This is a genomic window from Bradyrhizobium sp. HKCCYLS2038 (assembly GCF_051167655.1).
GTDB lineage: Bacteria > Pseudomonadota > Alphaproteobacteria > Rhizobiales > Xanthobacteraceae > Bradyrhizobium.
Map to the genome: position 1 here is coordinate 378,802 of NZ_JBNPTM010000002.1, position 25,521 is coordinate 404,322.

General features: G+C 64.6%; 35 protein-coding genes. 2 read left to right on the forward strand and 33 right to left on the reverse strand.

Annotated elements, in window-relative coordinates:
* Window positions 1-33 precede the first annotated feature (33 nt).
* Window positions 34-411, reverse strand: a complete 378-nt coding sequence (locus ACQR1I_RS10825; protein ID WP_434864600.1) for a winged helix-turn-helix transcriptional regulator — start codon at window positions 409-411, stop codon at window positions 34-36.
* A 116-nt stretch (window positions 412-527) separates the two neighbouring features.
* Between ACQR1I_RS10825 and ACQR1I_RS10830 the strand changes: the two genes are divergently transcribed.
* Complete coding sequence (locus tag ACQR1I_RS10830) at window positions 528-1,544, forward strand: zinc-binding alcohol dehydrogenase family protein (RefSeq protein ID WP_434864601.1); 1,017 nt, start codon at window positions 528-530, stop codon at window positions 1,542-1,544.
* A 995-nt stretch (window positions 1,545-2,539) separates the two neighbouring features.
* On the opposite strand, the gene ACQR1I_RS10835 is transcribed toward ACQR1I_RS10830, so the two are convergent.
* The 3 genes from ACQR1I_RS10835 to ACQR1I_RS10845 all read right to left on the reverse strand — a co-directional run bounded on the left by ACQR1I_RS10835 (window position 2,540) and on the right by ACQR1I_RS10845 (window position 4,031).
* Entirely contained in the window at window positions 2,540-2,938 is a 399-nt protein-coding gene (locus tag ACQR1I_RS10835; protein ID WP_434864602.1) for a hypothetical protein, read from the reverse strand.
* 488 nt (window positions 2,939-3,426) lie between these two features.
* Window positions 3,427-3,723: a hypothetical protein gene (locus ACQR1I_RS10840; protein WP_434864603.1), complete on the reverse strand. Its 297-nt coding sequence runs from the start codon at window positions 3,721-3,723 to the stop codon at window positions 3,427-3,429.
* Window positions 3,720-4,031 (reverse strand): hypothetical protein, encoded by a 312-nt coding sequence (locus ACQR1I_RS10845; protein ID WP_434864604.1) that lies wholly within the window; start codon window positions 4,029-4,031, stop codon window positions 3,720-3,722. Before ACQR1I_RS10845 ends, ACQR1I_RS10840 begins: the two co-directional genes overlap by 4 nt.
* On the opposite strand from ACQR1I_RS10845, the gene ACQR1I_RS10850 reads away from it, so the two are divergent.
* Window positions 4,030-5,493: a hypothetical protein gene (locus ACQR1I_RS10850; RefSeq protein ID WP_434864605.1), complete on the forward strand. Its 1,464-nt coding sequence runs from the start codon at window positions 4,030-4,032 to the stop codon at window positions 5,491-5,493. The genes ACQR1I_RS10845 and ACQR1I_RS10850 overlap by 2 nt on opposite strands.
* A gap of 380 nt (window positions 5,494-5,873) precedes the next feature.
* Here the strand turns inward: ACQR1I_RS10850 and ACQR1I_RS10855 are convergent, their stop codons facing one another.
* From ACQR1I_RS10855 to rplB, 29 genes are all read right to left on the reverse strand, one after another.
* Entirely contained in the window at window positions 5,874-7,412 is a 1,539-nt protein-coding gene (locus tag ACQR1I_RS10855; RefSeq protein ID WP_434864606.1) for an amidohydrolase family protein, read from the reverse strand.
* A gap of 26 nt (window positions 7,413-7,438) precedes the next feature.
* Entirely contained in the window at window positions 7,439-8,227 is a 789-nt protein-coding gene (locus ACQR1I_RS10860; protein ID WP_434864607.1) for an ABC transporter ATP-binding protein, read from the reverse strand.
* The gene (locus tag ACQR1I_RS10865; RefSeq protein WP_434864608.1) at window positions 8,227-9,129 is read right to left on the reverse strand and encodes an ABC transporter permease; all 903 of its coding nucleotides are present in this window, start codon (window positions 9,127-9,129) and stop codon (window positions 8,227-8,229) included. The genes ACQR1I_RS10860 and ACQR1I_RS10865 overlap by 1 nt, the downstream gene beginning before the upstream one ends.
* A 162-nt stretch (window positions 9,130-9,291) precedes the next feature.
* A complete protein-coding gene (locus tag ACQR1I_RS10870; protein WP_434864609.1) occupies window positions 9,292-10,350 on the reverse strand; it encodes an ABC transporter substrate-binding protein in 1,059 nt (352 codons plus the stop codon).
* Between the two features lie 324 nt (window positions 10,351-10,674).
* The gene (locus tag ACQR1I_RS10875) at window positions 10,675-11,979 is read right to left on the reverse strand and encodes a chloride channel protein (RefSeq protein WP_434864610.1); all 1,305 of its coding nucleotides are present in this window, start codon (window positions 11,977-11,979) and stop codon (window positions 10,675-10,677) included.
* A 191-nt stretch (window positions 11,980-12,170) separates the two neighbouring features.
* A complete protein-coding gene (locus ACQR1I_RS10880) occupies window positions 12,171-12,617 on the reverse strand; it encodes a hypothetical protein (RefSeq protein WP_434864611.1) in 447 nt (148 codons plus the stop codon).
* A gap of 77 nt (window positions 12,618-12,694) precedes the next feature.
* Window positions 12,695-13,108, reverse strand: a complete 414-nt coding sequence (gene rplQ, locus ACQR1I_RS10885; protein ID WP_434864612.1) for a 50S ribosomal protein L17 — start codon at window positions 13,106-13,108, stop codon at window positions 12,695-12,697.
* A 151-nt stretch (window positions 13,109-13,259) separates the two neighbouring features.
* A complete protein-coding gene (locus tag ACQR1I_RS10890) occupies window positions 13,260-14,291 on the reverse strand; it encodes a DNA-directed RNA polymerase subunit alpha (RefSeq protein ID WP_434864613.1) in 1,032 nt (343 codons plus the stop codon).
* Between the two features lie 115 nt (window positions 14,292-14,406).
* Window positions 14,407-14,796, reverse strand: a complete 390-nt coding sequence (gene rpsK, locus ACQR1I_RS10895; RefSeq protein ID WP_006611861.1) for a 30S ribosomal protein S11 — start codon at window positions 14,794-14,796, stop codon at window positions 14,407-14,409.
* A gap of 128 nt (window positions 14,797-14,924) precedes the next feature.
* Complete coding sequence (gene rpsM, locus ACQR1I_RS10900) at window positions 14,925-15,293, reverse strand: 30S ribosomal protein S13 (RefSeq protein WP_006611860.1); 369 nt, start codon at window positions 15,291-15,293, stop codon at window positions 14,925-14,927.
* 195 nt (window positions 15,294-15,488) lie between these two features.
* Window positions 15,489-16,394, reverse strand: a complete 906-nt coding sequence (locus ACQR1I_RS10905; RefSeq protein WP_434864614.1) for an adenylate kinase — start codon at window positions 16,392-16,394, stop codon at window positions 15,489-15,491.
* An 89-nt stretch (window positions 16,395-16,483) separates the two neighbouring features.
* On the reverse strand, window positions 16,484-17,815 hold the full coding sequence (gene secY, locus ACQR1I_RS10910) for a preprotein translocase subunit SecY (RefSeq protein WP_434864615.1): 1,332 nt from the start codon (window positions 17,813-17,815) through the stop codon (window positions 16,484-16,486).
* Window positions 17,816-17,972: 157 nt separating this feature from the next.
* Window positions 17,973-18,458, reverse strand: coding sequence for a 50S ribosomal protein L15 (gene rplO, locus ACQR1I_RS10915; RefSeq protein WP_434864616.1), 486 nt, complete (start codon window positions 18,456-18,458; stop codon window positions 17,973-17,975).
* A gap of 11 nt (window positions 18,459-18,469) precedes the next feature.
* A complete protein-coding gene (gene rpmD / locus ACQR1I_RS10920) occupies window positions 18,470-18,661 on the reverse strand; it encodes a 50S ribosomal protein L30 (RefSeq protein WP_006611856.1) in 192 nt (63 codons plus the stop codon).
* Window positions 18,662-18,706: 45 nt separating this feature from the next.
* Window positions 18,707-19,279: a 30S ribosomal protein S5 gene (rpsE, locus tag ACQR1I_RS10925; protein WP_006611855.1), complete on the reverse strand. Its 573-nt coding sequence runs from the start codon at window positions 19,277-19,279 to the stop codon at window positions 18,707-18,709.
* Window positions 19,280-19,327: 48 nt separating this feature from the next.
* A complete protein-coding gene (rplR, locus tag ACQR1I_RS10930; RefSeq protein WP_006611854.1) occupies window positions 19,328-19,690 on the reverse strand; it encodes a 50S ribosomal protein L18 in 363 nt (120 codons plus the stop codon).
* An 11-nt stretch (window positions 19,691-19,701) separates the two neighbouring features.
* The gene (gene rplF, locus ACQR1I_RS10935) at window positions 19,702-20,235 is read right to left on the reverse strand and encodes a 50S ribosomal protein L6 (RefSeq protein ID WP_434864617.1); all 534 of its coding nucleotides are present in this window, start codon (window positions 20,233-20,235) and stop codon (window positions 19,702-19,704) included.
* 13 nt (window positions 20,236-20,248) lie between these two features.
* Window positions 20,249-20,647, reverse strand: coding sequence for a 30S ribosomal protein S8 (rpsH, locus tag ACQR1I_RS10940; RefSeq protein WP_015667608.1), 399 nt, complete (start codon window positions 20,645-20,647; stop codon window positions 20,249-20,251).
* A 12-nt stretch (window positions 20,648-20,659) separates the two neighbouring features.
* Entirely contained in the window at window positions 20,660-20,965 is a 306-nt protein-coding gene (gene rpsN / locus ACQR1I_RS10945; RefSeq protein WP_257166565.1) for a 30S ribosomal protein S14, read from the reverse strand.
* A gap of 46 nt (window positions 20,966-21,011) precedes the next feature.
* Window positions 21,012-21,569 (reverse strand): 50S ribosomal protein L5, encoded by a 558-nt coding sequence (rplE, locus tag ACQR1I_RS10950; protein ID WP_434864618.1) that lies wholly within the window; start codon window positions 21,567-21,569, stop codon window positions 21,012-21,014.
* Entirely contained in the window at window positions 21,562-21,876 is a 315-nt protein-coding gene (gene rplX / locus ACQR1I_RS10955; RefSeq protein ID WP_006611849.1) for a 50S ribosomal protein L24, read from the reverse strand. Before rplX ends, rplE begins: the two co-directional genes overlap by 8 nt.
* Window positions 21,876-22,244: a 50S ribosomal protein L14 gene (rplN, locus tag ACQR1I_RS10960; RefSeq protein ID WP_006611848.1), complete on the reverse strand. Its 369-nt coding sequence runs from the start codon at window positions 22,242-22,244 to the stop codon at window positions 21,876-21,878. The genes rplX and rplN overlap by 1 nt, the downstream gene beginning before the upstream one ends.
* A gap of 100 nt (window positions 22,245-22,344) precedes the next feature.
* Window positions 22,345-22,593: a 30S ribosomal protein S17 gene (rpsQ, locus tag ACQR1I_RS10965; protein WP_008963469.1), complete on the reverse strand. Its 249-nt coding sequence runs from the start codon at window positions 22,591-22,593 to the stop codon at window positions 22,345-22,347.
* Window positions 22,594-22,603: 10 nt separating this feature from the next.
* Window positions 22,604-22,810: a 50S ribosomal protein L29 gene (rpmC, locus tag ACQR1I_RS10970; RefSeq protein ID WP_006611846.1), complete on the reverse strand. Its 207-nt coding sequence runs from the start codon at window positions 22,808-22,810 to the stop codon at window positions 22,604-22,606.
* Window positions 22,811-22,815: 5 nt separating this feature from the next.
* Window positions 22,816-23,229, reverse strand: coding sequence for a 50S ribosomal protein L16 (gene rplP, locus ACQR1I_RS10975; RefSeq protein ID WP_434864619.1), 414 nt, complete (start codon window positions 23,227-23,229; stop codon window positions 22,816-22,818).
* A gap of 40 nt (window positions 23,230-23,269) precedes the next feature.
* Window positions 23,270-23,980 carry a 30S ribosomal protein S3 gene (gene rpsC / locus ACQR1I_RS10980; protein ID WP_012045041.1) on the reverse strand — a complete coding sequence of 237 codons (711 nt, stop codon included), beginning with the start codon at window positions 23,978-23,980 and terminating at the stop codon, window positions 23,270-23,272.
* 21 nt (window positions 23,981-24,001) lie between these two features.
* On the reverse strand, window positions 24,002-24,382 hold the full coding sequence (gene rplV, locus ACQR1I_RS10985; RefSeq protein WP_006611843.1) for a 50S ribosomal protein L22: 381 nt from the start codon (window positions 24,380-24,382) through the stop codon (window positions 24,002-24,004).
* Window positions 24,383-24,392: 10 nt separating this feature from the next.
* On the reverse strand, window positions 24,393-24,671 hold the full coding sequence (rpsS, locus tag ACQR1I_RS10990; protein WP_006611842.1) for a 30S ribosomal protein S19: 279 nt from the start codon (window positions 24,669-24,671) through the stop codon (window positions 24,393-24,395).
* A 12-nt stretch (window positions 24,672-24,683) separates the two neighbouring features.
* Window positions 24,684-25,517: a 50S ribosomal protein L2 gene (gene rplB / locus ACQR1I_RS10995; RefSeq protein ID WP_434864620.1), complete on the reverse strand. Its 834-nt coding sequence runs from the start codon at window positions 25,515-25,517 to the stop codon at window positions 24,684-24,686.
* Window positions 25,518-25,521 lie beyond the last annotated feature (4 nt).

Below are 25,521 nucleotides of genomic sequence, written 5' to 3' on the forward strand. Positions count from 1 at the left end.
TCGATATAGGCGGAACGGCCGGTGCGGCCAAGCTCAGGCGGTCTGATGCGGCGTTTTGATGGTGTCTGCAACGGGGCCGCAGGACAGCCGTTCCTGGTGCCGCTCGCCCCAGTTCCTCAGGACATCGATCACAGGCCGCAGGCTCTCGCCGACCTCGGACAGGGTATAATCGACCCGCGGCGGCACCTCGGCGTAGACCTTGCGAACGACGAGCCCGTCGTCCTCCAGCGCCCGCAACTGCTTGGTCAGCATGCGCTGGGTGATGCCCGGCATCAGTCGCCTGAGCTCGCCGAAGCGCTGACTGCCGCCCTGCAGGTGGTAGAGAATGACGCCCTTCCACTTGCCGTCGATCAGATCGAGCGTGGCTTCAACCGCGCAACCCGGCCGGCGGGTGAAATTCTTCCGTTTCATCGTGTCTTCGCCCAATAGTATCCAAACGGGGACTAGTTCCCCATTTTTACAGTACTTGTCGAAATGACGCCAGCAGGACAAACAGGCCCCATTGGAAGGCCAACCAGGAGGTTGTCATGAAGGCCGTCGGCTACCAGCAGTCGCTCCCCATCACCGAGGAGCGCGCGCTGTTCGATTTCGAGGCGGACAAGCCCGAGCCCAGGGGACGTGACATCCGCGTCGCGGTGAAGGCGGTGTCGGTCAATCCGGTCGACACCAAGGTCCGCAAGCGGGCCGCCCCGCCGGCCGGCGAGACCAAGATCCTCGGCTACGACGCCGCCGGCGTGGTCGAGGCGGTAGGCCCCGATGTGACGCTGTTCAAGGCAGGCGACGAGGTGTTCTACGCCGGCTCGATCCTGCGCCAGGGCACCAACGCCGAATTCCATCTCGTCGACGAGCGCATCGTCGGGGCCAAGCCCAAGAGCCTGTCGTTCGCACAGGCCGCCGCCCTGCCCCTGACCTCGATCACCGCCTGGGAATTGCTGTTCGACCGGCTCGGCGCCGTTCCCGGCAAGAGCCTCGACGATCGCACTTTGCTGATCACAGGTGCTGCCGGCGGCGTCGGCTCGATCCTGATCCAGCTCGCGCGCCGGCTCACCGGGCTCACCGTACTTGCCACCGCGACGCGGCCGGAGTCGCGCGACTGGTGCCTGTCGCTCGGCGCCCATGCCGTGATCGATCACGCCAAGCCGATGCAGGCGCAGATCGATGCGCTGAAGCTGCCGCCGGTCGGCCTCGTCGCCAGCCTCACCCATACCGAGCAGCACTACAAGTCGATCGCCGAATTCCTCGCGCCGCAGGGCAAGTTCGGCCTGATCGACGATCCCGCCGAGTTCTCGCTCGCCGCGTTCAAGGGCAAGGCGATCTCGATCCACTGGGAATCGATGTTCACGCGCTCCTCGTTCACAACGCCTGATATCATCGCCCAGCACAATCTGCTCAACGACGTCTCCGACCTGATCGACAAAGGCGTCATCCGCACCACCCTCGGCGACAACTACGGCACCATCAACGCGGCCAACCTCAAGCGCGCCCACGCCCTGATCGAGAGCAACACCTCGCGCGGCAAGATCGTGCTGGAGGGGTGGGGCTAAGCTACAGCATTTGTAGTGCCCAGCGGCTGCGCGATGCAGTGCCCTCTCCCCTTGTGGGAGAGGGCATCGCCGGCCCATCCACAAAGACGATTGGGTGAGGGGTATCTCTCCGCAGACAACGCTCGTGGAAGCATACCCCTCACCCAACCGAGTTCGCCGCACCTTCCTACATGCCCTCTCCCACAAGGGGAGAGGGCGCAGTCACGGGCACCGCGCCTGCGGCTCATCTCGTCAGTTCCACGTATTCAAACAGCCTTTTACAGACATGCCTCTCTCCCCTCGCGGCGCGATGCGCCCGAGTGATGCGGCAGTCTCGCCCGTCTCGAATACGAGAGGGCGCAGGGAAGGCCGGGAGCTCGCCGCCCCCATGGCCCGCCTGCGAAAAGAATGCAGGCGGCAGGAACCACAGGTGCAGCCGAGACATCCCGGCCTTCCCTGCGCGATGGTTTTCACGCTTACTTCGCGATCTCCCCGGTGTCCGGCTTGTTAGCCACCGTCGCCCGCGCGCTTCGTCAAAAGCACATGCGAACTTGACGCCAGCTTCGGGGCGCCAGGACCACGCGACTTCACGTCCGGGATACAGCGCTCGTCCACGCACGAATGCGCACGCTGCCACCCCGGCCACCGCATCCCACACTCCACGTATCGTGACGACGCGTACGCCCCTCTGCATGAGGCGGGATGCGCGGAGTGAAGCATGATTTTTGAAAAAACGAAACATGAAAATTCACCCTGACGAGCAGGATGTGAGAGGCGATTGAAAGCACTGAGAAAATTCAGCGGCCGTGCGGCGTCCAACGAGCCCGCGAGCACTCTGCTTGCACTCGCCAAGCTGCAACGCATGGCACTGATTTGCCCGACGTGTCCGATCAGCCACACACGGTGGCCAGACGGTGCGGCAGCCGTGCCGCACGACCACCGTTCAGGCAAATGAGCACGAGGCGATCCCGACGATGTCCGAGCCCACGGAATTGGCGACACGTGGCGCTGGGTGTCTAGCCCGCTCTCGGCGGCCCCCAGCCGTACGCCTCGCCGGCGTTTTCAAAGCTCCGGATGATCGGTTCCGAGAAGCCGAGCACCTCGTAGCAGTAGTCGCTTCCGACAAACAGGAAATGTCGCGGCATCCGTCCAACGGGATCGTTCGCGGCGTAGTTAGTCAACAACGCGGAAGCCTCCGCCTCCTTCACATAAACACCGCCATCGTATGCTGACGTTGCATTTCCCTGATCCGAGACCGAGTAGATCATCTCTTCGAACCCGGCGAAAATCTCGCAACTGATTTCGATGCCGTAAGCACGACGACCCGGCGGCGGGGCGAGAACGATCAGGTAGAGCACGCCGAGCCAAAGACCCTGAACCAAGGTCCATGGCGGTCGCTCGATGCCATCGATCATCGAGGCATAAGGCCTCCATCTGATGGAGGGATCAGGGAACAAGCGCATCTCCACGACATCCGAATGAAACCGTAGCCCACCATGTGGGAAATGCAAATGCCTTCGTGGCGATCGATCGATTGCGCGGAATTGGCGAGTGCCTGCTCCATACACCGTCTGCAATGCGCGCTTTGCTTTTCAGGCCGCTGCATCCAAAGTGCGAGGGATCGAACCCTTGCTTCGCTGCCATGCCCATGAATGATACGCGACCGTTCATGGGGGAGCGCAGTCGAGGTCAGCGTCCATGATGGCGACAGCAGCGATCTCCTGAACAGGCTCCTCTTCGGTTTTCATCCCGAATTTGCCGGCTATGACGCGCTGCAGGCGATGACCACAAACCAGTTCATCGCGCTGGCGCAGGATGGACTCGCGTCCGGCGGGTTGGACACGTCGCTTGCGACATGGTGGGCCCGGACGACAGCGCCGTGCCCACCCTGCCGCTTGCGCGCCTAGTTATGCTTCTTCCAGAAGATGCGCGCGCCCTGCACGGATTGCGCGACGTTGATGCGGGCGCGCTCGTACGGCGTCACCACGCCGTCGGCGTTGGCCTGGTTCTTCAGCTTCTGCACGTGGATCTGGCCACGTACGAGCTGCTGCGTCTCCGGGTAGGTCAGCCGTCCCGACGCGACGCCGTTATAGATGCGATGCGACTGGACGCTCTGCCGGGCATCGATCAGCGGCGTGCCCGCGAAGCTCGCTCCGGACGTGAAGACCAGCACGATGGCACCGGCAATGATGGATTTCATTTCACTCTCCTGTGGCTGATGTCCACTGGTGTGAAGACGTCATTGTCCGCACTCGTCCAGCGAACGACCGCAGCCTGCACACATTGCCGGGAGCCGACTGTGCCGCAGCTCACGCTGATCTGATCGATGGCGTGGTCGAGCTCGTGAAAAAAATCCCGCGACCGTGAGATGCCGGTCTTGCAAATCTCACCTTTGGGTGCATGTTCTCGGCTCACTACCTTTGAATGAATCATATTTAACATCATTTGCTGCGCATCGCGGTCGCAGGTCAGTCCGCCCGGCGCACACATAAAGTGGAGATTGGCCATGAAGACAAATCATTGGCTCATGATGACAGTTGCGACGACGATCACCGCCACCGTCGTTGCCGGGGCAGTCACCGCCAGCCGCGCAGCACCGCCGCCGCCTGCGAAGAACTGCCCGGCCTTCGGGTGGTCGGAGGGGCTGGGCCAATATCTGAAGCCGGACGCCGCCTTCCCGACCTCGGACACCAGGACCATCCCGACGCCGGACTGCGCCTTCCATCAATGGTCCTGGGAGGCCTTCGTCTGGGCGACCGCGCTGGTGAAAGACCAAGGGTCAGGCACCATCGTGCCGCGCTTCATGACCTTGGCGACGCCCGACGAGCTGCTCGGCAACGCCGAGAATGCCGGCGCGCCAAAACTGCGCCCGCTGACGCTCGCGGCGCGTGCGCAGGTCTTCCACGGCATGCCCGGCTTCACCGAAGGCGCAGGCGCGATCGTCCAGGCCGACGGCCACATGCTGGTGGCCCAGAACGGCTACCCGGTCTACGCCTCGGTGCACATGAACCAGACCTACTTCAACACGGCGCGCAAGAACCTGATCGTGACGGGCGGCTACCAGAGCCAGCCGGCGGACTCGTCGTTCGCGGTGGGCGACGCCGTATTCAAGGCGACCTGGCTGCGGCTCGATCAGGGACAATCACCGCCGGCCGGCGCCTACACGACGCAGGCGCAGGTGCCGGTGCTGGAGAACAAGATCACGCCCGGCCAGATCGCGATCCAGCCGGTCGACGGCAAGTTCGTCACCGTGACCGTGGCGCTGATCGGCCTGCACGTGGTCGGCTACACCGAGAACCATCCGGAATTCCTGTGGGGCACGTTCGAGCTGAAGAACAATTCACCGCAGACACCGGACAACACGTTCGTGCCGTCGGCGAGCCGCTCCGACCCGAAGACCTCCACGCTCTACAAGGGCGGCACGCCGTTCTCCCAGGTCAACGTCGCGGCTGTCCCCGGAGCCAACCGTCCGCAGTTGCGGCTCGATCCCGCGACCCAGAAGCTGACGCCGGTGACCAATGTCGTGCTGGAGAACCAGACCGGCGGCGAGAACCAGCCGAACGGCGTCGGCAACATCTTCGCCATCACGGCGCAGGCGCAAGGCTTCCTGACCAAGCTGAAGAGCCCGCAATCGACGTTTGCGAGCTACAGCCTCGACGGCACCGTCTGGATGCTGCCGAACTCGTACAATCTGAAAAGCGACCAGACCAGCGCGGTCGGCTCCGTCAACCTCGCCAACGCCACCGCCGAGACCTTCGTGCAGCAGGCCGACAACACGCCGATCAAGAACGTGCTGAACTGCTTCCTGTGCCACAACCCGACGTCCTATTCGTTCCAGGACCCGCCGCCGGCGAAGCTGCCGAACCGGCTGATCGCACTGAGCCACGTGCTGTCGGTCGGTTCGCCCTACGAGGTGCCAAACTCGATCTCCGGCAAGCTGCTGATGCGGCCCGATCCGTTCCGGAAGTAGGGAAGCAGAAGTGCCATGCTCACCCTATGCCGAACAGCATGGTGAGCACACCATGCCGCAACGTCGTCATTCCGGGGCGTGCGCAGCACGAGCCCGGAATCCATACTCCCGGAATCCGTTGTGAGGCACGCAGCTCGTTGCGTCTCGCTCCCTCACATCGGCCTGTGGTTATGGATTCCGGGCTCATCGCTGCGCGATGCCCCGGAATGACGTGTGGAGAGAGATCGTGGGCTGGGCAAAGGCGAGGTCGCGCTAGACTAGCTCGTCACAACGACATCTGGGTGGCGCCGTGCCCACCATCTGGCTCGTGAGTATGCCGATCGACGGTGGGCACGCAGCCACCTTCGGCGGCCGCTTTGCCCACCCTACGGATCAACTCATTACGTCCGCGTCGAGGTCCGATAGAACGGCGTGTGTTCGGTGCCGTCGAAATAGCCGTCGTAGAACTGCTTGACGTGCGGGAACACCGCGAGGCCGAGTTCGCGGCGGGCGACCTCGTCCTCGCTGCGCGGCTTGGCGAGGATGTCGGCGATCTCGGCCAGCACCTCGTCGCGGTTGACACGGGTGAAGCGGCCGTCGGCGTAGACGATGTCGCCGCCGACATACACGGCGGACACGTGCTGCGACTTGGCGCGTTGCACCAGGGCATCCAGCATCGGAATGTCGGGATCCTGGAACGGATAGGTCGCGGCGTTCCAGTCGATCAGCACGGCATCGAACAGCCGCCCCTGCTCCAGTTTGCCGATGCTCTCGCCGAACGCGGTCGTCTTGGCGCCGCCCTCGGTTGCCATGCGCACGATCTGCGGCGACGTCGGCACCTCGTCGTCCATGCCGGGCGTCCGGTGGACGCGCAGCGCCAGCTTCAATTCCTGCAGCATGTCGCGGTCTTCGTTGATCCCGGCTTCGTCGAGACCCATGCCGATGGTGATGCCCTTCTTCTCCCAGACGTTGAGCGGCGCGAGCCCCGAGCGCAGCCGGAAGTTCGACGAGCAGTTGTGGCAGATGCAGGTGCCGGTGTGGGCGACGATGTCGATGTCCTCCTCGGTCAGCCAGACGCCGTGGCCGAGCGTCATGTGCGGGCCGAGCACGCCGAGATCGTGCAGATGACGCACGGCGGTCTTGCCGGTGCGCCGCCGCGCATATTCCTTCTGATAGGCGGTCTCGAGCAGGTGCATGTGCATCGGCACCTTGGCGGCGCGCGACTTCTCGTGCAGCGCGACGAGGCCATCATCGGTGCACCAGTGCAGATTGGCCGGCGCGAGCTGGATGCGGGTCAGGCTCTGGCCGGCGTTCTCGGCCGTGAGCACGTCGAACAGCTTCATGTAATCGTCAAACGGCACCTGCTGCGCCTTGAGGTGCGCGGACAGCCGCTCGTTCCAGGGCGCGGGCAGCCGGGCGCAGAATTCTTCGTCGGCCTCATAGACCAGCCGGTTCTGCTCGCGCACCGCGTAGCAATAGGAGGCGCGCATGCCGATGGCGCGATAGGCCTGCAGCACCTTGGTGGCGGCGCCATGGATGGCGTCGAAGCCGCCGGCCATCCAGCCATGAATGTGCTGCACGGTGGTGACGCCGGAGGCGATCATCTCGAAGGCTGAATACAGCGTGTCGAGATAGAGATCGATGCGGCGCGCCGGCAGGCGGCTGGCGAACCACAACTCCAGCGCATGATCCGGCGAGCCGAGCTGCAGCGGCGTCAAGCCGACATGATGATGGCTGTTGACGAAGCCCGGCAGCATCACGTGGTTCGGATGGCGCGTCACGGTGGCCTGCGGCGCGAGCTTTTCGAGCTCGGCGAGCGGTCCCACCGCAACGATCACGCCATCGCGGGCAAGCACGGCGCCGTTCTCGATCACGACGGGCGTGTGCCGATCCTGGATTCCGGAGACGACCCACTTCGCCCCGACCAATATGTCAGCCATCTCGTTCTTCCTCCCGGTTGTTCGGATTACAGGCCCGACTGCTCCGCAAAAGCCTTGTCGACCTCGGCGGCGAGCAGCTCGGTGAAATAGTCACGGTATTCGTGGTAGCGCGGCGAGCGCGTCGGGCGCGGCCGTGGCAGGTCGATCGGCACGATCTCCTTCACCCGGCCCGGCCGCGCCGTGAACACGATCACGCGGTCGGCGAGGCTGATCGCCTCGTCGATCGAATGCGTCACGAGCAGCACCGAGGCGCCGCTGTCCTGCCAGATCTGCAGCAGGAAATCCTGCAGCTTGGCGCGGGTCTGGACATCGAGCGCGGCGAACGGCTCGTCCATCATCAGCACGCGCGGCTGCATCACCAAAGCGCGCGCGAACGCGGCGCGCTGGCGCATGCCGCCGGACAGTTCGTCCGGCTTCTTGTCGAGCGCATCGCCGAGCCCGACCCGGCGCAGGATCTCACGCGCCTTCTCCTTGCGGCGCTCCGGCAGCTCGGCGCGGATGGCGAGGCCGAAGGCGACGTTGTCCAGGATCGTGAGCCAGGGAAACAGTGAGGCTTCCTGGAAGATCAGGCCACGCTCCGGGGATGTGCCTGATATCGCCAGGCCATCGTCCTCGATGACGCCGTTGCTGACGCTCTCGAGGCCCGCGATCATGTAGAGCAGCGAGGACTTGCCGCAGCCGGAGGGGCCGAGCAGCACGACGAATTCGCCGGGCGCGACATCGAAGGACAGATCATCGATCGCGCGCAGCGGCGGGCGCCCCTCGACGTCCCAGGTCTTGCCGACGTTGCGAATGGAGACGGCCGGTTGCACCATCACACCCCTCCCCGGTTAGGCGCCACCCACCACAGCATGCGGCGCTGGATCTGGCGCAGGCCCCAGTCGCTGAGGAAGCCGAGCGCGCCGATCACGGCCATGGTGAAGAACACCAGCTTGGCATTGAAGGTCGCGCGCGCCATCGAGATGATCTGGCCGAGCCCGGTGCCGACGCCGACGGTTTCGGCGATCAGGACCACCATCCAGGCGCCGAACAGGTTGAGCCGCAAGGTCATGAACAGGCTCGGCAGGATCGACGGCAGGATGACGCGCCAGAACAATTGCGTCTGCGTCGCCCCCATGATGCGGGCGACATGGATGTAGTTGACCGGCACGCTTTCGATCTGCGCCGACGTCGACAGCACGATGGTGAAGAACACGGTGATGAAGACCAGGAAGATCGCCGGCACGTCGCCGATGCCGAACACGAAGATCGCCACCGGCAGCCACGCCACCGGCGAGATCGGCGCCAGCAGCAGCACGGTCGGCATCAAGAGATTGCGCAGCCAGCGCACGTAATGCAGCGTGGCGCCGACGGCGACGCCGCTGACAAAGCCGAGCGCCAATCCGGTGAAGACGCGGAACGTCGTCCAGACCATCGTGATCGCCAGCGCGCCGACGCCACCGCCGGAGGCGACCGAGCCGACGCGGTTGGAGCGGTCGAAGAATTTCAGCGTGCCCGGGATGTCCTGCAGGAACAGATGCGGCGGCGGCAGCAGCAGCGGATTGAGCTTTTCGAAGTACCACAGCGCCTCCCAGATCGCGGCGAACAGGCCGATCGACAGCGCGGCCCAGGCGAGCGCAGCGATGCGGCGCTGGGCCTTGCGCCAGTTGCGCGAGGGAACGGCGGGAGCCGGCACCTCCACGGCAGGCGCGGCAACGGCGACGGATTCAGTTCGCATGCGTGTGATCCACGATGTCGGGGGAGTGACGGGCCTCATGGTTCGAGACGCGTCGCAAGGGCGACGCTCCTCACCATGAGGATCGGCAGTTGCGCCGCGTGGCAGCCCTCATCCTGAGGAGCCGGCCCGAAGGCCGGCGTCTCGAAGGATGGCCACAAGCACCTAAGCCGATTTCAGCTTCAGCCCGTCATACAGCGCCTTGTTGTCGGCGATGACGGACTCCAGCAGCGACCAGTCGAAGGCGCCCTGGTCGGGCAGCTTCTTGACGTAGCCGAGCTCCTTCATCGACACGCCGCGGTCGATGATGAACTGGGTCTGGCTGCGCTGATCGACCACGATCGGCTGCTTGGACGACGCATCGGTCGCCGCCTCCATCGAGGTCTTGTAGTACTTGCCGACGGTGTCCTTCAGCGCGGCGGCCTTGTCGGCCTCGGCCTGGCTCTGCGCCACCATCAAGGCCTTGATGACGGCCTTCACCGCCGCCGGGTTCTTCTCGATCAAGGGCGTACGCGCCGCCAGCACGCAGTCCGAATATCCCTTGCCGTAGAGGTCGGTGCCGTCGGACAGCACGGTCGCGCCCTTGCGCTGCTGCACGCATTGCGTTGCATAGGGCTCGATGTGGCAGATCGCGTCGAGCGCGCCGGCCATGAAGGCTTGCGCCAGCTCCGGCGAGGTGTCGAGATATTTGATGTCGACGTCCTTGAACGACAGCCCCGCCTTCTTGAGGTAGTCGTAGGGCAGCACTTCCAGCGTATCGGCCTGGAACGTGCCGAAGGTCTTGCCCTTGAGGTCGGCGGCGGACTTGATGCCCTCCTTGGCGACGATGATGCAGCCCTGCACACCGCCGCCGGCGACGATCTTCACCGGCGCGCCGGCGTCGTAGAGCGTCATGAAGTTGGAGTACGGGATCATCGAGATGTCGACGAGGCCGGCGCCGAACATCGTGGTGATCTCGGTGTTCGACGGCGTCACCACGAATTCGAGCTCGACGCCGTCGGCAACCGTGAGGTTACGCTCCTTGGCGAGGAAGATGCCCATGTTGCAGAAGCCGGAGCCATGGGTGGCCTTGATGACAGTCCCTGCGGCCATCGCCGGCGTCGGCGCCAGCAGCGTGGCGAGATGAGCGGGAATGGCGACGGTGGCGGCTGTGGCGGCCACCGTGGACTTGAGGAAGTTGCGGCGAGAGAAGCTGCGATAGAAGGTTCCGTCACGATCGCACATGCGAGTCTCCATCCAGACGACGGGATGGACCCCATGGTGGCGACGAGCCGTAAGGCTCCACCGACGGTGGGCGCGACCTGCATCGTCCCACCGATCCCACGGGATCCCGACGATGGGCACGCCAACCCGAGAGAGCGAAGCTCTGCGCTGAGCCTAACTACGCAAACCGTGTGCCAAAGGTCTGATGTTGAACGGACAGCGGAATTTGTGATGATGCGGCCGCGCACGCAGCGCACGCGCTCAATCGGGCATCAGCCTGCCCATGAGCGCGGCATCATCGCGCGCGCGGTGCCAACGGGTGCGTAGCCCCGGACGAGCGCAGCGCTACGCTGCGGAACTCGTCTCCGCCTTCGCCACAAAACCCTTCGCAAGCGCGTGATAGAGGCCCTCCTCGCAGACCAGCTTGGAGGTGCCGTAGGCGATCAGCGAGGCCATCATCAGCGGCACCACCATGGCGTGGTTGTCGGTCATCTCGGTGACGATGACGAAGGCGGTGATCGGCGCCTGCACCACGCCGGCGAAATAGGCCACCATGCCGAGCAGCATGATCGGCGCCAGCGGCGCCTGCTGGAACAGGCTCGCGACGTTGGCGCCGATGCCGGCGCCGACCGCGAGCGACGGCGCGAAGATGCCGCCGGGCATGCCGCTGATCGCCGCAAAAGTCGTGGCGAGGAATTTCAACACGCCGAAATCGTGCGGCAACGGCGTGCCGGTCTCCAGCGCGCTCTTCACCTGCGCGTAGCCGGTGCCGTAGATCGTATCGCCCGAGGCCAGCCCGCAGATCGCGACAGCAAAGCCGCAGCCGAGTGCGAACAGCAGCGGCCGGCCCTTGATGAACCGTCCGACCGCGCCGGGCAGGCCGCGTGCCATGGTGATCAGGATGCGGCTGAACAGGCCGCCGGCCGCGCCGCCCACGACGCCGCAGATCGGCACCGCCAGCCAGTCGATGCCCTTCGCCAGCGCGATCGGCGTGGTGCCGAAATAGGCGTAGTTGCCCATCAGCGCCAGCGAGGTCAGGCCGGCCGCGATCACGGTGGCGATGACGAGGCTGGAGGTGCGCGTCTCGAAGGCGCGGCTCATCTCCTCGATGCCGAACACGATGCCGGCGAGCGGCGTGTTGAACGCGGCGGCGACCCCAGCTGCGGCGCCGGCAAGGATCAAGCCGGGCTGACGACGCGGCGATAGACGGCCGAACGCGAACATGATGGAGGCGCCGACCTGCACGGTGGGTCCCTCACGTCCGACCGAGCCGCCGCACAGCAATCCGAGCAGCGTCAGCACGATCTTGCCGAGGGCGATGCGGATCGACACCAGCGGGCTGCGCGCCCGCGTGTCCGTCAGGTGCCGCGCGGCGATCGCCTGCGGGATGCCGCTGCCCTGCGCATTCGGAAAGTAGCGCTGGGTCAGATAGACCGAGAGCGCGAAGCCTGCGGGCGTCACGATCAACGAAGCATAGCGCGATTGCGCCAGCAGCCAGTTGAAGGCGAGTTGGGCCCGGTCGGCGAGCTCCGCCAGCACCACGGCGGCGGCGCCGACCACGAGGCCGCCGGCCACGAACAGCACCCGCCGCTGCCAGCGTGCCGAGGTCAGCTTCAGCCAGCGCTTGCGGCGGGGAGTCATCTTAAGCATCGGTCGTCGCCGGTCCGGTCTTTACGCAGGTGCAGCATCCTTGACGAAAATCAGCCGGCGGTCCAGCGCCTGCCAGCGCTCGCAGAGGGCTTCGGCCTATTAGGGCGACGCATACCATTCGCGCAGCCGCACCATCGACGGGAACTCGACGATGATGAGCCGATCCTTCTCCGCGGGCGAGCGGGGCCGACCTAGCCTGTGGTGCCCATCAGGATTGCGACCTGGCGCCGCCCTTTCAGCATGTCCCCAAGCTCCACGGCAAAGCGCTCGAGGATCGCGTATTCGGTCAGGAAGCGGATCGAGGCGCTGTTCTGCACGTCGGCATCCTGTGTGCTCTGAACGAGCGTGGCCAAATCCGCCTGCACCAACAGATGCCCGCGAAAATCATGCGGCTTGACGACGATCCGGACGAAGCATTGCTCAAGCGCTCCCTTTCCATCGAAGTATCCGCCTTCGATCATCGGCGGCTTGTCCCGCGACAGCGGATAGCAGCCCAGATCCTTCACGAAGTCATCCAGGTGGCTGCCGAACCACGCCTCGCCGCGCCCGGCAAACGCGCCAGCCCTGGCGGTCGCGATGATCTTGCCGGTGCGATCCTCGTCCGGCTCGTAGGCGATGTGCAACTCGGCCGTGGTCATGGCGGTTCTCCGGGCAACTCGAAACGAAAACGGCGCCCGAAGGCGCCGTTTTGCAAAACCAAAGATCGGATCGCTGCTTACGCGGCTTCCGAGGTCTCCTGCACCGGGCCGGAATCCAAGCCCTTGGCATCGACGTCGCGATCGACGAACTCGATCACGGCCATCGCGGCGTTGTCGCCGTAGCGGAAGCCGGCCTTGATGATGCGGGTGTAGCCGCCGTTGCGGTCCTTGTAGCGGGGGGCGAGCACGTCGAACAGCTTCTTGACCTGGTCGACGTCGCGCATCTCGGAGATGGCCTGGCGGCGCAGGGCGAGGCCGCCCTTCTTGCCGAGGGTGACCAGCTTCTCGACGATCGGCCGCAGCTCCTTGGCCTTCGGCAGCGTGGTGACGATCTGCTCGTGCTTGATCAGCGCGGCGCACATGTTGGCGAACATCGCCTTGCGATGCTCGGCGGTGCGGTTGAGCTTCCGATGAACCTTGCCGTGACGCATTGTGTTAGTCCTTCATTTCAATCTGCCGCGACGGTTCGTCGGACATGTTGCTCAGGTGGGCTGCCTGCGTTCGCCCAGAGAAGCGAGTAGCGAATGGCGAGTAGCGAATAGTTCGCCACCCCCTATTCGCTATTCGCCACTCCCTATCCGCTCAGTAGTGATCCTCGAAGCGCTTGGCCAGCTCGTCGATGTTCTCCGGCGGCCAGCCGGGCACTTCCATGCCGAGATGCAGACCCATCTGGGCCAGCACTTCCTTGATCTCGTTCAGCGACTTGCGGCCGAAGTTCGGGGTGCGCAGCATCTCCGCTTCCGACTTCTGCACGAGGTCGCCGATGTAGACGATGTTGTCGTTCTTCAGGCAGTTCGCCGAACGCACCGACAGCTCGAGCTCGTCCACCTTCTTGAGGAAGGCCGGGTTGAAGGCGAGGTCCGGGATGATCTCCTGGGCGACTTCCTTGCGCGGCTCTTCGAAGTTGACGAACACGTTGAGCTGATCCTGCAGGATACGGGCGGCGTAGGCCACCGCGTCCTCCGGCGAGATCGCGCCGTTGGTCTCGATCGTCATGGTCAGCTTGTCGTAGTCGAGGATCTGGCCCTCGCGGGTGTTCTCGACCTTGTAGGAGACCTTGCGGACCGGGGAGAACAGGCTGTCGACCGGGATCAGGCCGATCGGCGCGTCCTCGGGCCGGTTGCGATCGGCGGCGACGTAGCCCTTGCCGGTCGCGACCGTGAACTCCATGCGGATCTCGGCGCCCTCGTCCAGGGTGCAGAGCGGCAGGTCGGGGTTGAGCACGACGATGTCGCCGACGGTCTGGATGTCGCCAGCCACCACCGCGCCCGGGCCCTGCTTCTTCACGACCATGCGCTTCGGGCCTTCGCCCTGCATCTTGATCGCGATGTCCTTGATGTTCAGCACGATGTCGGTGACGTCCTCGCGGACACCGGCAATCGAGGAGAACTCGTGCAGCACGCCGTCGATGTGCACCGACTGCACGGCGGCGCCCTGCAGCGACGACAGCAGGATGCGGCGCAGCGCATTGCCCAGCGTCTGGCCGAAGCCGCGCTCCAGCGGCTCGGCGACCACGGTGGCGAAACGGGTCGCGTCGGAGCCCGGCGTGACCTGGAGCTTGTTCGGCCGAATCAATTCTTGCCAATTCTTCTGGATCGTCACTGTTTCACCCATGGGCCAGTCCGTCTGGGGGACGACTGACTGGCGTTGGAGAACCGCGCATCAGATCGCGGCAATCGAAATGGTTCAAAAGCAAGACGAGGCGGACATGCTGTCCGCCTCCTTCACATCAGACGCGCCGGCGCTTGCGCGGACGGCAACCATTGTGCGGGATCGTCGTCACGTCGCGGATCGAGGTGACGGTGAAGCCCGCAGCCTGCAGCGCGCGAAGCGCCGATTCACGGCCAGAACCAGGGCCGGCGACCTCGACCTCGAGGGTGCGCATGCCGTGTTCCTGGGCCTTCTTGGACACGTCCTCCGCCGCCACCTGCGCAGCATACGGGGTCGACTTGCGCGATCCCTTGAAACCCATCGTGCCGGCCGACGACCAGGCAATGGTGTTGCCCTGCGCGTCGGTGATGGTGATGGTGGTGTTGTTGAACGACGAATTCACATGCGCGACGCCGGAGGCGATGTTCTTGCGCTCACGACGGCGGACACGTGCGGCTTCCTTGGCCATATAAGTACCTTTCTCGAGATCTCAACGCCGCCGTAATGCCAGCGGCTACACCAAACAAGCGAATGGTAAATGGCGAATAGCGAGAAGGGCTTCCCCTACCCGCTACCCGCTCATTTGCAATTCGCCAATTACTTCTTCTTGCCGGCGATCGCCTTGGCCGGACCCTTGCGCGTGCGCGCATTGGTGTGGGTGCGCTGGCCGCGCACCGGCAGGCCGCGGCGATGACGCAGGCCGCGATAGCAGCCGAGGTCCATCAGCCGCTTGATGTTGATACCGGTCTCACGGCGAAGGTCACCCTCGACGACGTAGTCGCGGTCGATGATTTCGCGGATCTGCAGGACTTCCTGGTCGCTCAGCTGATTGACGCGGCGATCCTCGGCGATCTTCACCTTTTCGACGATCTCGCCCGCGATCTTCGGGCCGATGCCATGGATATACTGGAGCGCGATCAGGACGCGCTTGTTGGTCGGGATGTTGACACCGGCAATACGGGCCACGGACTTCTCTCCTGTCACCGATCCGAGGTCGGACCGGTCTTCTCTGTCGCTATCTCGGGCAGGTGTCCGCAAACGCGAACAAGACGCCAACCCCTCGATTCACGGGGCCCGGCATCTTTCGAAAACTATCCGACTTGGATGCGGGCTTATTAATGGATTCATGGAGCGGTCGTCAACCGCTCCTAGCGGATTCGGTCACCTCTTGGCGTGCTTTTTTGCAGATTTTGCAGAGGTTTTCCGGGTTCCCTTGGCCGCCTTGACGGCGGCCTTGGAGGCCTTCTTCGGCGCCTTCTTGGCGGCCTTGGCGGGCTTTTTCGCAGTTTTGGCCGTCTTGGCAGCCTTCTTGGCGGTCTTGCCGGCCTTTTTGGCTGGTGCAGCCGGCTTGGCGGCCTTCTTCGCGGCCTTCTTGGCCGCTTTCGGCGCCTTGGCGGGGGTCTTCGCTGCGGCCTTGACCGCCGCCTTCTTGCTCCGCTTGGCCGGGCTCGCCGTCTTGGCCGCGCGGCTGCCGCCGCTCTTGCCGACCGCAGCCAGGATCCGGCCGATCTCCTCGGTCACCTCCTCGATCGGCATCATGCCGTCGACGGTCGCGAGCATCCGGTGGTCGGAATAATAGTGGATCAGCGGCTCGGTCTGGTCGCGGTAGCTGGCGAGGCGCTTGGTCAGCACCTCGGGAGTGTCGTCAGCCCGCACGGCCTCGCCGCGCGCCCGCGTCTCGGCGGCCCGGCGCTCGACCCGCTCCAGCAGCACGCCCTCGTTGACCCGGAGCTCGATGACGGCATCGAGCTTCATCTGCTTCTGCTTGAGCAGCGCATCCAGCGCCTCGGCCTGCGGCACAGTCCGCGGGAAGCCGTCGAGGATGAAGCCGTTGGCGGCGTCCGGCTGCTCGATCCGGTCGGCGATGATGCCCACCACGACCTCGTCCGGGACCAGCCCGCCGGCGGCCATGATGTCCTTGGCCCGCAGCCCGATCGGAGTTTGCGCCGCAACGGCGGCGCGCAGCATGTCACCGGTCGAGAGCTGGACGATGCCGTGACGCTGCACCAGACGCTGCGCCTGCGTTCCCTTGCCCGAGCCGGGCGGTCCCAGAAGAATGAGTCTCATACGAATTTCGCCCCCCGGCACACGGTGAGCGACCCTCCCGCACACCTTGTTTTTGGCTTTTTGGTTCCCGGGCCGCGATCCGCCGCTGATTAGCGGCGGCGACCCCGCAGCTTCGACTTCCTGATCAGCCCCTCATACTGATGGGCGAGCAGATAACCCTGAACCTGCGCCACGGTATCCATCGTAACGCTGACCACGATCAGAAGCGAAGTGCCACCAAAGTAGAATGGGACGGAAGCGTAGGAAATCAGAATTTCCGGGATCAGACACACGATCGCCAGGTAGATGGCGCCGAGCACGGTGATGCGCGACAGCACGTAATCGATATATTCCGCGGTGCGCTCGCCCGGCCGGATGCCCGGGATGAAGCCGCCATGCTTCTTCAGGTTGTCGGCGGTCTCGGTCGGGTTGAACACGATCGCGGTGTAGAAGAAGGCGAAGAACAGGATCAGCGCCAGATACATCACCAGGAACAGGGGCCGGCCGTGGCCGAGCTGGGTTGTGATCCACTGGAACCACTCCGGGCCCTTGCCCGCGTTGAAGTTCGCGACCGTGGTCGGCAACAGCAGCAGCGACGAGGCGAAGATCGGCGGGATGACGCCCGAGGTGTTCAGCTTCAGCGGCAGATGCGAGGACTGGCCCTCGAACATCTTGTTGCCGACCTGGCGCTTCGGATACTGGATCAGCAGCCGGCGCTGGGCGCGCTCCATGAACACGATGAAGGCGATCACGGCGACCGCCATCACGATGACGATCAGGATCAGGCCGGTCGACAGCGCGCCCTGACGGCCCAGTTCAAGCATGTTGGCGAGCGCCGACGGCAGCTCCGCGACGATACCGGACAGGATGATCAGCGAGATGCCGTTGCCGATGCCGCGCGAGGTGATCTGCTCGCCCAGCCACATCAGGAACATGGTGCCGCCGGTCAGCGTGATCGCGGTCGACAGGCGGAAGAACAGGCCGGGCTCCGCCACGACGTTGCCGGCGCCCTCGAGGCCGACGGCGATGCCGTAGGACTGTACGGCGGCCAGGATCACCGTCAGATAGCGGGTGTACTGGTTCAGCATCTTGCGGCCGGACTCGCCCTCTTTCTTGAGGGCCTCGAGCTGCGGCGAGACGGTGGTCAGGAGCTGAATGATGATCGATGCCGAGATGTACGGCATGATGTTCAACGCGAAGATCGCCATGCGGTGGATGCCGCCGCCGGCGAACATGTTGAACATGCCGAGGATGCCCCCGGCCTGGGTGCGGAACACCTGCTCCCAGATGTTGGGATCGATGCCCGGCAGCGGGATGTAGGTGCCGAGGCGGTAGACCAGCAGCGCGCCAAGGGTGAACCAGATGCGCTTCTTCAGCTCATCGGCTTTTGCAAGCGCGCCGAAATTGAGGTTTGCCGCAAGTTGTTCCGCTGCTGAGGCCATATCTAGCTTTCTCCCGCCGCCCGTTCTTGACCGCATCAGCCCCGCGAGGGCTCGCGGGGCTTGGGCAGACGTCGGATATTATCTGGTGCGCAGACGCATTCTGTCCATCGCCCTGCCCCACCAAGCCTGAGCCTGTGGCGGGGCGATGACGCAGAAGTTACGCCGCTTCGCCTTCGTCCTTGGCGGGCGCCAGGATCTTGACCGTGCCGCCGGCCTTCTCGACCGCCGCGACGGCCGACTTCGAGGCGCCATACACCTCGATGTTGATCTTGGCCTTGAGCTCGCCGCGGCCGAGCAGACGCACGCCGTCCTTGGAGCGGCGCAGCGCGCCCGACTTCACCAGCGCCTCGGCGTTGATGACGCTGCCAGCGTCGAGCTTCTTGGCATCGATCGCCTGCTGGATCCGGTCGAGATTGATCTCGACGAAATCGAGCGCGAAGATGTTGTTGAAGCCGCGCTTCGGCAGACGGCGATGCATCGGCATCTGACCGCCTTCGAAGCCCTTGATGCGCACGCCGGAGCGCGCGGTCTGGCCCTTGCCGCCACGGCCGGATGTCTTGCCCTTGCCGGAGCCGATGCCGCGGCCGACGCGCATGCGCTTCTTGCGCGCGCCGGCGTTGTCGGCGATATCGCTGAGCTTCATCGCCCTTCTCCTTACTTCTCGTCGACGATGCGGACGAGATGATGAACCTTGGTGATCATGCCGCGGACCGCCGGGGTATCCGGCAGCTCGGTCACGCGGCCGATCTTGTTCAGCTTCAACCCGATCAGCGTCTCGCGCTGCGAGTGATGCCGGCGGATCGGGCTGCCGATCTGCTCGATCTTGATCGTCTTGGCGCTAGCCATTGTCCTCACTCCGAGATGCGCCGGCCGAAAGGCGGCGCGCGTTCGTTAGTCGGCGGCTGCCTCGGCATCGCCACCGACGCGGCGGGCCTGCAGGGTCGACACCTTGATGTTGCGGCGCGCGGCAACCGAGCGCGGGCTATCCTGGTGCTTCAGCGCGTTGAAGGTCGCGCGCACCATGTTGTACGGGTTGGACGAGCCGATCGACTTCGCCACCACGTCCTGGATGCCCAGCGTCTCGAACACGGCGCGCATCGGGCCGCCGGCGATGATGCCGGTACCGGCCGGAGCGGCACGCAGATAGACGCGGCCCGCACCGTGACGACCGAAGATGTCGTGGTGCAGGGTGCGGCCCTCGCGCAGCGCGACGCGGGTCAGGTTGCGCTTGGCGGAGTCGGTCGCCTTGCGGATCGCCTCCGGCACTTCGCGCGCCTTGCCGTGGCCGAAACCGACCCGGCCCTTCTGATCGCCGATCACGACGAGCGCCGCAAAGCCGAAGCGCTTACCGCCCTTCACGACCTTCGCGACTCGGTTGATGTGGACGAGCTTGTCGACGAACTCGCTGTCGCGCTCCTCGCGCTCCTTGCGATCGCGACCGCCTCGTTCCCGTTCACCTGCCATGGTGCTATCCAATCTTCTGAGGGGCTCTCGCGCCCATATCCATTGATGTTAGAAGCTCAGCCCGCTCTCGCGCGCCGCGTCGGCCAGCGCCTTGACGCGCCCGTGATAGAGATAGCCGCCGCGATCGAACACGACTTCCTTGATGCCTGCCTTCACCGCGCGCTCGGCGAGCAGCTTGCCCACCGCCTTGGCCGCGTCGATGTCGGCGCCGGTGTTGCCGGCCGAACGCATCTCCTTCTCCATCGACGACGCAGAGGCGAGCGTCTCGCCCTTCTGATCGTCGATGACCTGGGCGTAGATGTGCTTCGACGAACGGAACACCGACAGACGCGGCCGGCCGCCGGCGGAGCGGCGCAGCGACAGCCTCACGCGCTGCTTGCGCCGGGCATTCGTAACCTTTGCTCTCGACATGTCCGGCTCCGTTACTTCTTCTTGCCTTCCTTGCGGAAGATGAATTCACCCGCGTACTTCACACCCTTGCCCTTGTAGGGCTCCGGCGGCCGGTAGGCGCGGATTTCGGCGGCCACCTGGCCGACGCGCTGCGGGTCGATGCCCGTGACCGTGATCTCGGTCGGCTTCGGCACCGCGATCGTGATGCCTTCCGGGATCTGGTAGACGACGTCATGGCTGTAGCCGAGCGCGAGCTGCAGGTTCTTACCCTGCATCGCGGCGCGGTAGCCGACGCCGGTGATCTCGAGCTTCTTCTCGAAGCCCTTGGTGACGCCTTCGACCAGATTGGCGATCTGGGCGCGAGCGGTGCCGTAGAGCGAGCGGGCGCGCTTGGTCTCGCTGCGCGGGGCAACCTTGACCTGGCCGTTCTCGAACTTCACCTCGACGTCATCATGGACGAGGAACTGAAGCTGGCCCTTCGGGCCCTTCATCTTGACGGTCTGACCGTCGACGGTGGCGGTCACACCGGACGGGACCGTCACAGGCTTCTTGCCAATACGTGACATGGCTCAATCCTTCTTAGAACACCGTGAAGAGAACTTCACCGCCGACATTCGCGTCACGCGCGCTATGGTCGGCCATGATTCCCTTCGGCGTCGACAAAACAGAAATTCCGAGCCCGTTGTTCACGCGCGGCAGGTTCTTCACCGAGGTGTAGACGCGCCGGCCGGGCTTGGAGACGCGCTCGATCTCGCGGATCACGGGCTCGCCGTCGAAATACTTCAGCTCGATCTCGAGCTCGCTGCGGCCGGAGGGATGCTCCACCGTGGCATAGCCGCGGATGTAGCCCTCGGACTTCAGCACCTCGAGCACACTGGCGCGCATCTTCGAGCCGGGGGTCGAGACCTTCGACTTCGAGCGCATCTGCGCGTTGCGGATGCGGGTGATCAGATCGCTGATGGGATCGTGCGTTGACATGTTCGACCCTCCTTACCAGCTCGACTTCACCAGGCCCGGAACCAGGCCCTTGGATCCGAGCTCGCGCAGCGCGATGCGGCTCAGCTTGTTCTTGCGGTAGTTCGACCGCGGACGGCCCGTCAGCTCGCACCGGTTGCGGATGCGGGTGGTCGACGAGTTGCGCGGCATTTCGGCAAGCTTCAGGGTCGCGGCGAAGCGCTCCTCCATCGGCTTTTCCTTGTCGGCGATGATCGCCTTCAACCGGGCACGCTTCGGGGCGGCGTTCTTCGCCATCCGCTTGCGCCGGTTGTTCTTCTCGACTGAACTCTTCTTTGCCATGCTTGGCTCCTGGGTATCCGCGTTTGAGAAGCTTGAACTCAGCTGCTCACTGCCGGAACGGGAAATTGAATGCGGTCAAAAGCGCACGGGCCTCGTCGTCGGTCGTCGCGGTGGTGCACACCGTGATGTCCATGCCCCAGCTCTCCCCGGCCTTGTCGAAATCGATCTCCGGGAAAATGATGTGCTCCTTGATGCCGAGCGAGTAGTTGCCGCGGCCGTCGAAGCTCTTCGGGTTCAGGCCGCGGAAGTCGCGGACGCGCGGCAGCGCGACGTTGATCAGGCGGTCGATGAACTCGTACATCTTCGTCTTGCGCAGCGTGACCTTGCAGCCGATCGGCTGGTTTTCGCGCAGCTTGAAGGTCGCGATGGCGACGCGCGAATACGTCACGACGGCCTTCTGACCGGCGATCAGCGACAGGTCGGCCGCAGCCGTCTCCGCTTTCTTGCGGTCGTTGACCGCCTCGCCGATGCCCATGTTCAGCACGACCTTGTCGAGCCGCGGCACCTGCATGACGTTGGCGTAGCCGAACTTCTCGGTCAGCGCGCTCTTGATCTTGCTGTCGTATTCCGTGCGGAGGCGCGGGGTGTAAGCGGTCTCAGCCATCGATCTCAACTCCCGAGCTCTTGGCAACGCGGACCTTCTTGCCGTCCGCCTGAATCTTGAATCCGATGCGCGTCGGCTTGCCGTCCTTGCCGACGTAAGCGACGTTCGACAGGTTGATGGGGGCTTCCTTGGTGATGATGCCGCCCTCCTGGTTCTGCGTCTGCTTCTGGTGACGCTTCACCAGGTTGATGCCGCGCACCAGCGCCGTGCCGGCGTCCGGACGCACCTCGAATACCTCGCCGGTGCGCCCCTTGTCGCGACCGGTCAGGACGATCACCTTGTCGCCCTTGCGGATCTTGGCAGCCATCACAGCACCTCCGGCGCGAGCGAAATGATCTTCATGTGGTTCTTGGCGCGCAGCTCGCGCGGCACCGGCCCGAAGATACGGGTGCCGACCGGCTCCGACTGGTTGTTGATCAGGACGGCGGCGTTGCGGTCGAAGCGGATCACCGAACCGTCGGCGCGGCGGATGTCCTTGCGGACGCGCACCACGACGGCCTTCATGACGTCGCCCTTCTTCACCTTGCCACGCGGAATGGCTTCCTTGATCGACACCACGATGATGTCGCCGACGGTGGCATAGCGACGCTTCGAGCCGCCCAGCACCTTGATACACATAACACGGCGTGCGCCGGAATTATCGGCCACGTCGAGGTTGGTCTGCATCTGAATCATTGATGCACCTCGTCCTCTTCATCTGCTGCGCAGGAAAGCTGCGCCTTGTTTGATCCCGAAAGCGAAACCGGCCCCTTCGATCAGGGCCGCGTCACGCGCCTCAGGCGGTTTTCTTGTGCTCGCCCCGGACCACGGTCCAGCGCTTCAGCTTCGAGATCGGCTTGCTCTCCTCGATCCACACCATGTCGCCCGGCTTGAACTCGTTGTTCTCGTCGTGGGCGTGGTAGTTCTTCGAGCGGCGGATCGTCTTCTTGTAGATCGGGTGGGTGAAGCGCCGGTCGACGCGCACGACCACCGTCTTGGCCTGCTTGTCGCTGACGACAACGCCCTGGAGGGTCCGTTTCGGCATGTCGAGCCTCTTACTTCGTCTTGGCGCGCTGCTGCGCGGCGATGGTCTTGATACGGGCGATGTCGCGGCGCGCCTCACGCAGGCGGGCGGTGTTCTCCAGCTGCCCGGTGGCACGCTGGAAGCGCAGGTTGAAGCGCTCCTTCTTCAGATTGACGATCGCATCGTCCATCTGGTCGGGGCTCATCGCGCGAATGTCGGCAATCTTCATCTCGGCCATGACCATTACTCCGCAATGCGTTCGACGAAGCGCGTCTTGATCGGCAGCTTGGCGGCCGCCAGCAGCAGCGCCTCGCGCGCGATCTGGTTGCTCACGCCGTCGATCTCGAACATCACCCGGCCCGGCTTGACGCGGGCCACCCACAATTCCGGCGAGCCCTTGCCGGAGCCCATGCGGACTTCGGCCGGCTTCTTCGACACCGGCAGGTCCGGGAACACGCGGATCCAGACGCGGCCGGCGCGCTTCATGTGACGGGTCAGTGCACGACGAGCGGCCTCGATCTGGCGTGCCGTGATACGATCCGGCTCCATCGCCTTCAGCCCGAACTGGCCGAAGGCCAGAGTCGCGCCCGAGGACGCAACGCCGTGGATACGGCCCTTATGCGCCTTTCGGAACTTGGTCTTCTTTGGTTGCATCATGGCTTTGAGCCCTCAAACCTGTCTTGTCGCGGCTGATCGATCAGGCCGCGTCGCGGCGCGAGCGCGGCTGCGAGCTCTCGCCGCCGCCTTCGTTCATCCGCTTGTCCTGTGCCATCGGATCGTGCTCGAGGATCTCGCCCTTGAAGATCCAGACCTTCACGCCGCAGGTGCCGAAGGTGGTGAACGCGGTGGCCACACCGTAGTCGATGTCGGCGCGCAGCGTGTGCAGCGGCACCCGGCCCTCACGATACCACTCCATGCGGGCGATTTCCGCACCGCCCAGACGACCCGAGCAGTTGATGCGGATGCCCTCGGCGCCCAGACGCATCGCCGACTGAACGGCGCGCTTCATGGCGCGGCGGAAAGCAACGCGGCGCTCGAGCTGCTGCGCGATCGATTCGGCGACCAGCGTAGCATCGAGCTCCGGCTTGCGGATCTCGACGATGTTGATGACGACGTCCGACGAGGTGATGTCGGCGACGCGCTTGCGCAGCTTGTCGATGTCGGCGCCCTTCTTGCCGATCACGACGCCCGGACGGGCCGAGTGGATCGTGACGCGGCACTTCTTGTGCGGACGCTCGATCACGATGCGGGCGACGGCCGCCTGCTTGAGCTCCTTGTGCAGGATCTCGCGGATCTTGACGTCTTCATGCAGCAGCTTGCCGTACTCGGCCTTGCCGGCGAACCAGCGCGAATCCCAGGTCCGGTTGATGCCGAGACGCAGACCGATCGGATTGATCTTTTGACCCATCGTATTCTCCCAGCGCCTGCTTTAAGCGCTCGCCTCGACCTGACGAACAATGATCGTCAGCTGCGAAAAAGGTTTGAAAACTCGGCCCGAACGGCCACGGCCGCGCGGAGAGAAACGCTTCATCACGATTCCCTTGCCGACGAAAGCCTGCGAGACGACGAGATCGTCGACTTCGAGCTCGTGATTGTTCTCGGCATTGGCGATCGCCGATTCCAGGCACTTCTTTACGTCGACCGCAATCCGCTTGCGCGAGAACTGCAGGTCGGCGAGGGCTGCCGACGCCTTGCGGCCGCGGATCATCTGCGCCACCAGGTTCAGCTTCTGCGGGCTCACCCGAAGCATCCGGGCCACAGCCTTGGCCTCGTTGTCGGGGAGGCTCCGTTCGCGCTTTGGTTTGCTCATCGCTTAATCCTCAAGCCTTCTTGGCTTTCTTATCGCCCGAATGGCCGTGGAAGGTGCGGGTCGGCGAGAACTCGCCGAACTTGTGGCCGACCATCTCTTCGTTGATGGCCACCGGCACGTGCTTCTGGCCGTTGTAGACGCCGAACGTCAGGCCGACGAACTGCGGCAGGATGGTCGAGCGGCGGCTCCAGATCTTGATGACGTCGTGCCGGCCGGACGCGCGCGCCGCATCTGCCTTCTTGAGCAGCGACGCCTCGACGAACGGGCCTTTCCAGACTGAACGAACCATGTCCGTCGTTCCTTACTTCTTCCGCTTGTGGCGGCTCAAGAGAATGAATTTGTCGGTCGACTTGTTGGTGCGGGTCTTCTTGCCCTTGGTGGGCTTGCCCCATGGAGTGACCGGGTGACGACCGCCCGAGGTACGGCCTTCGCCGCCGCCGTGCGGATGGTCGATCGGGTTCATCGCGACACCGCGGTTGTGCGGGCGGCGGCCCATCCAACGCTTGCGGCCGGCCTTGCCGATCGAGGTGTTCATGTGGTCCGGGTTCGACACCGCACCGATGGTGCCGCGGCAACGGCCATGCACCAGGCGCTGCTCGCCCGAGTTCAGGCGGACGATCACGTAGTCCTGGTCGCGGCCGACGATCTGGGCGTAGGTGCCGGCCGAACGCGCGAGCTGGCCGCCCTTCCCGATCTTGACCTCGATGTTGTGCACGATCGTGCCGACCGGCATGTTGCCGAGCGGCATGACGTTGCCCGGCTTCACGTCGACATAGTTGCCGGCGACGATGGTGTCGCCAACCGCCAGGCGCTGCGGCGCCAGGATGTAGGCGAGCTCGCCGTCCTGATACTTGATCAGGGCGATGAAGGCCGTGCGGTTCGGATCGTACTCCAGGCGCTCGACGGTCGCGGGAACGTCGACCTTGTCACGCTTGAAGTCGACCGTGCGGTACGACTGCTTGTGGCCACCGCCGAGGAAGCGAACCGTGATGCGGCCGGTGTTGTTGCGGCCGCCGCTCGACTGCTTGCCCTCGGTCAGAGCCTTGACCGGCTTGCCCTTGTACAGGGCCGAACGATCGACCATCACCAGCTGGCGCTGGCCCGGCGTCGTGGGATTGAATGTCTTCAGTGCCATGGCA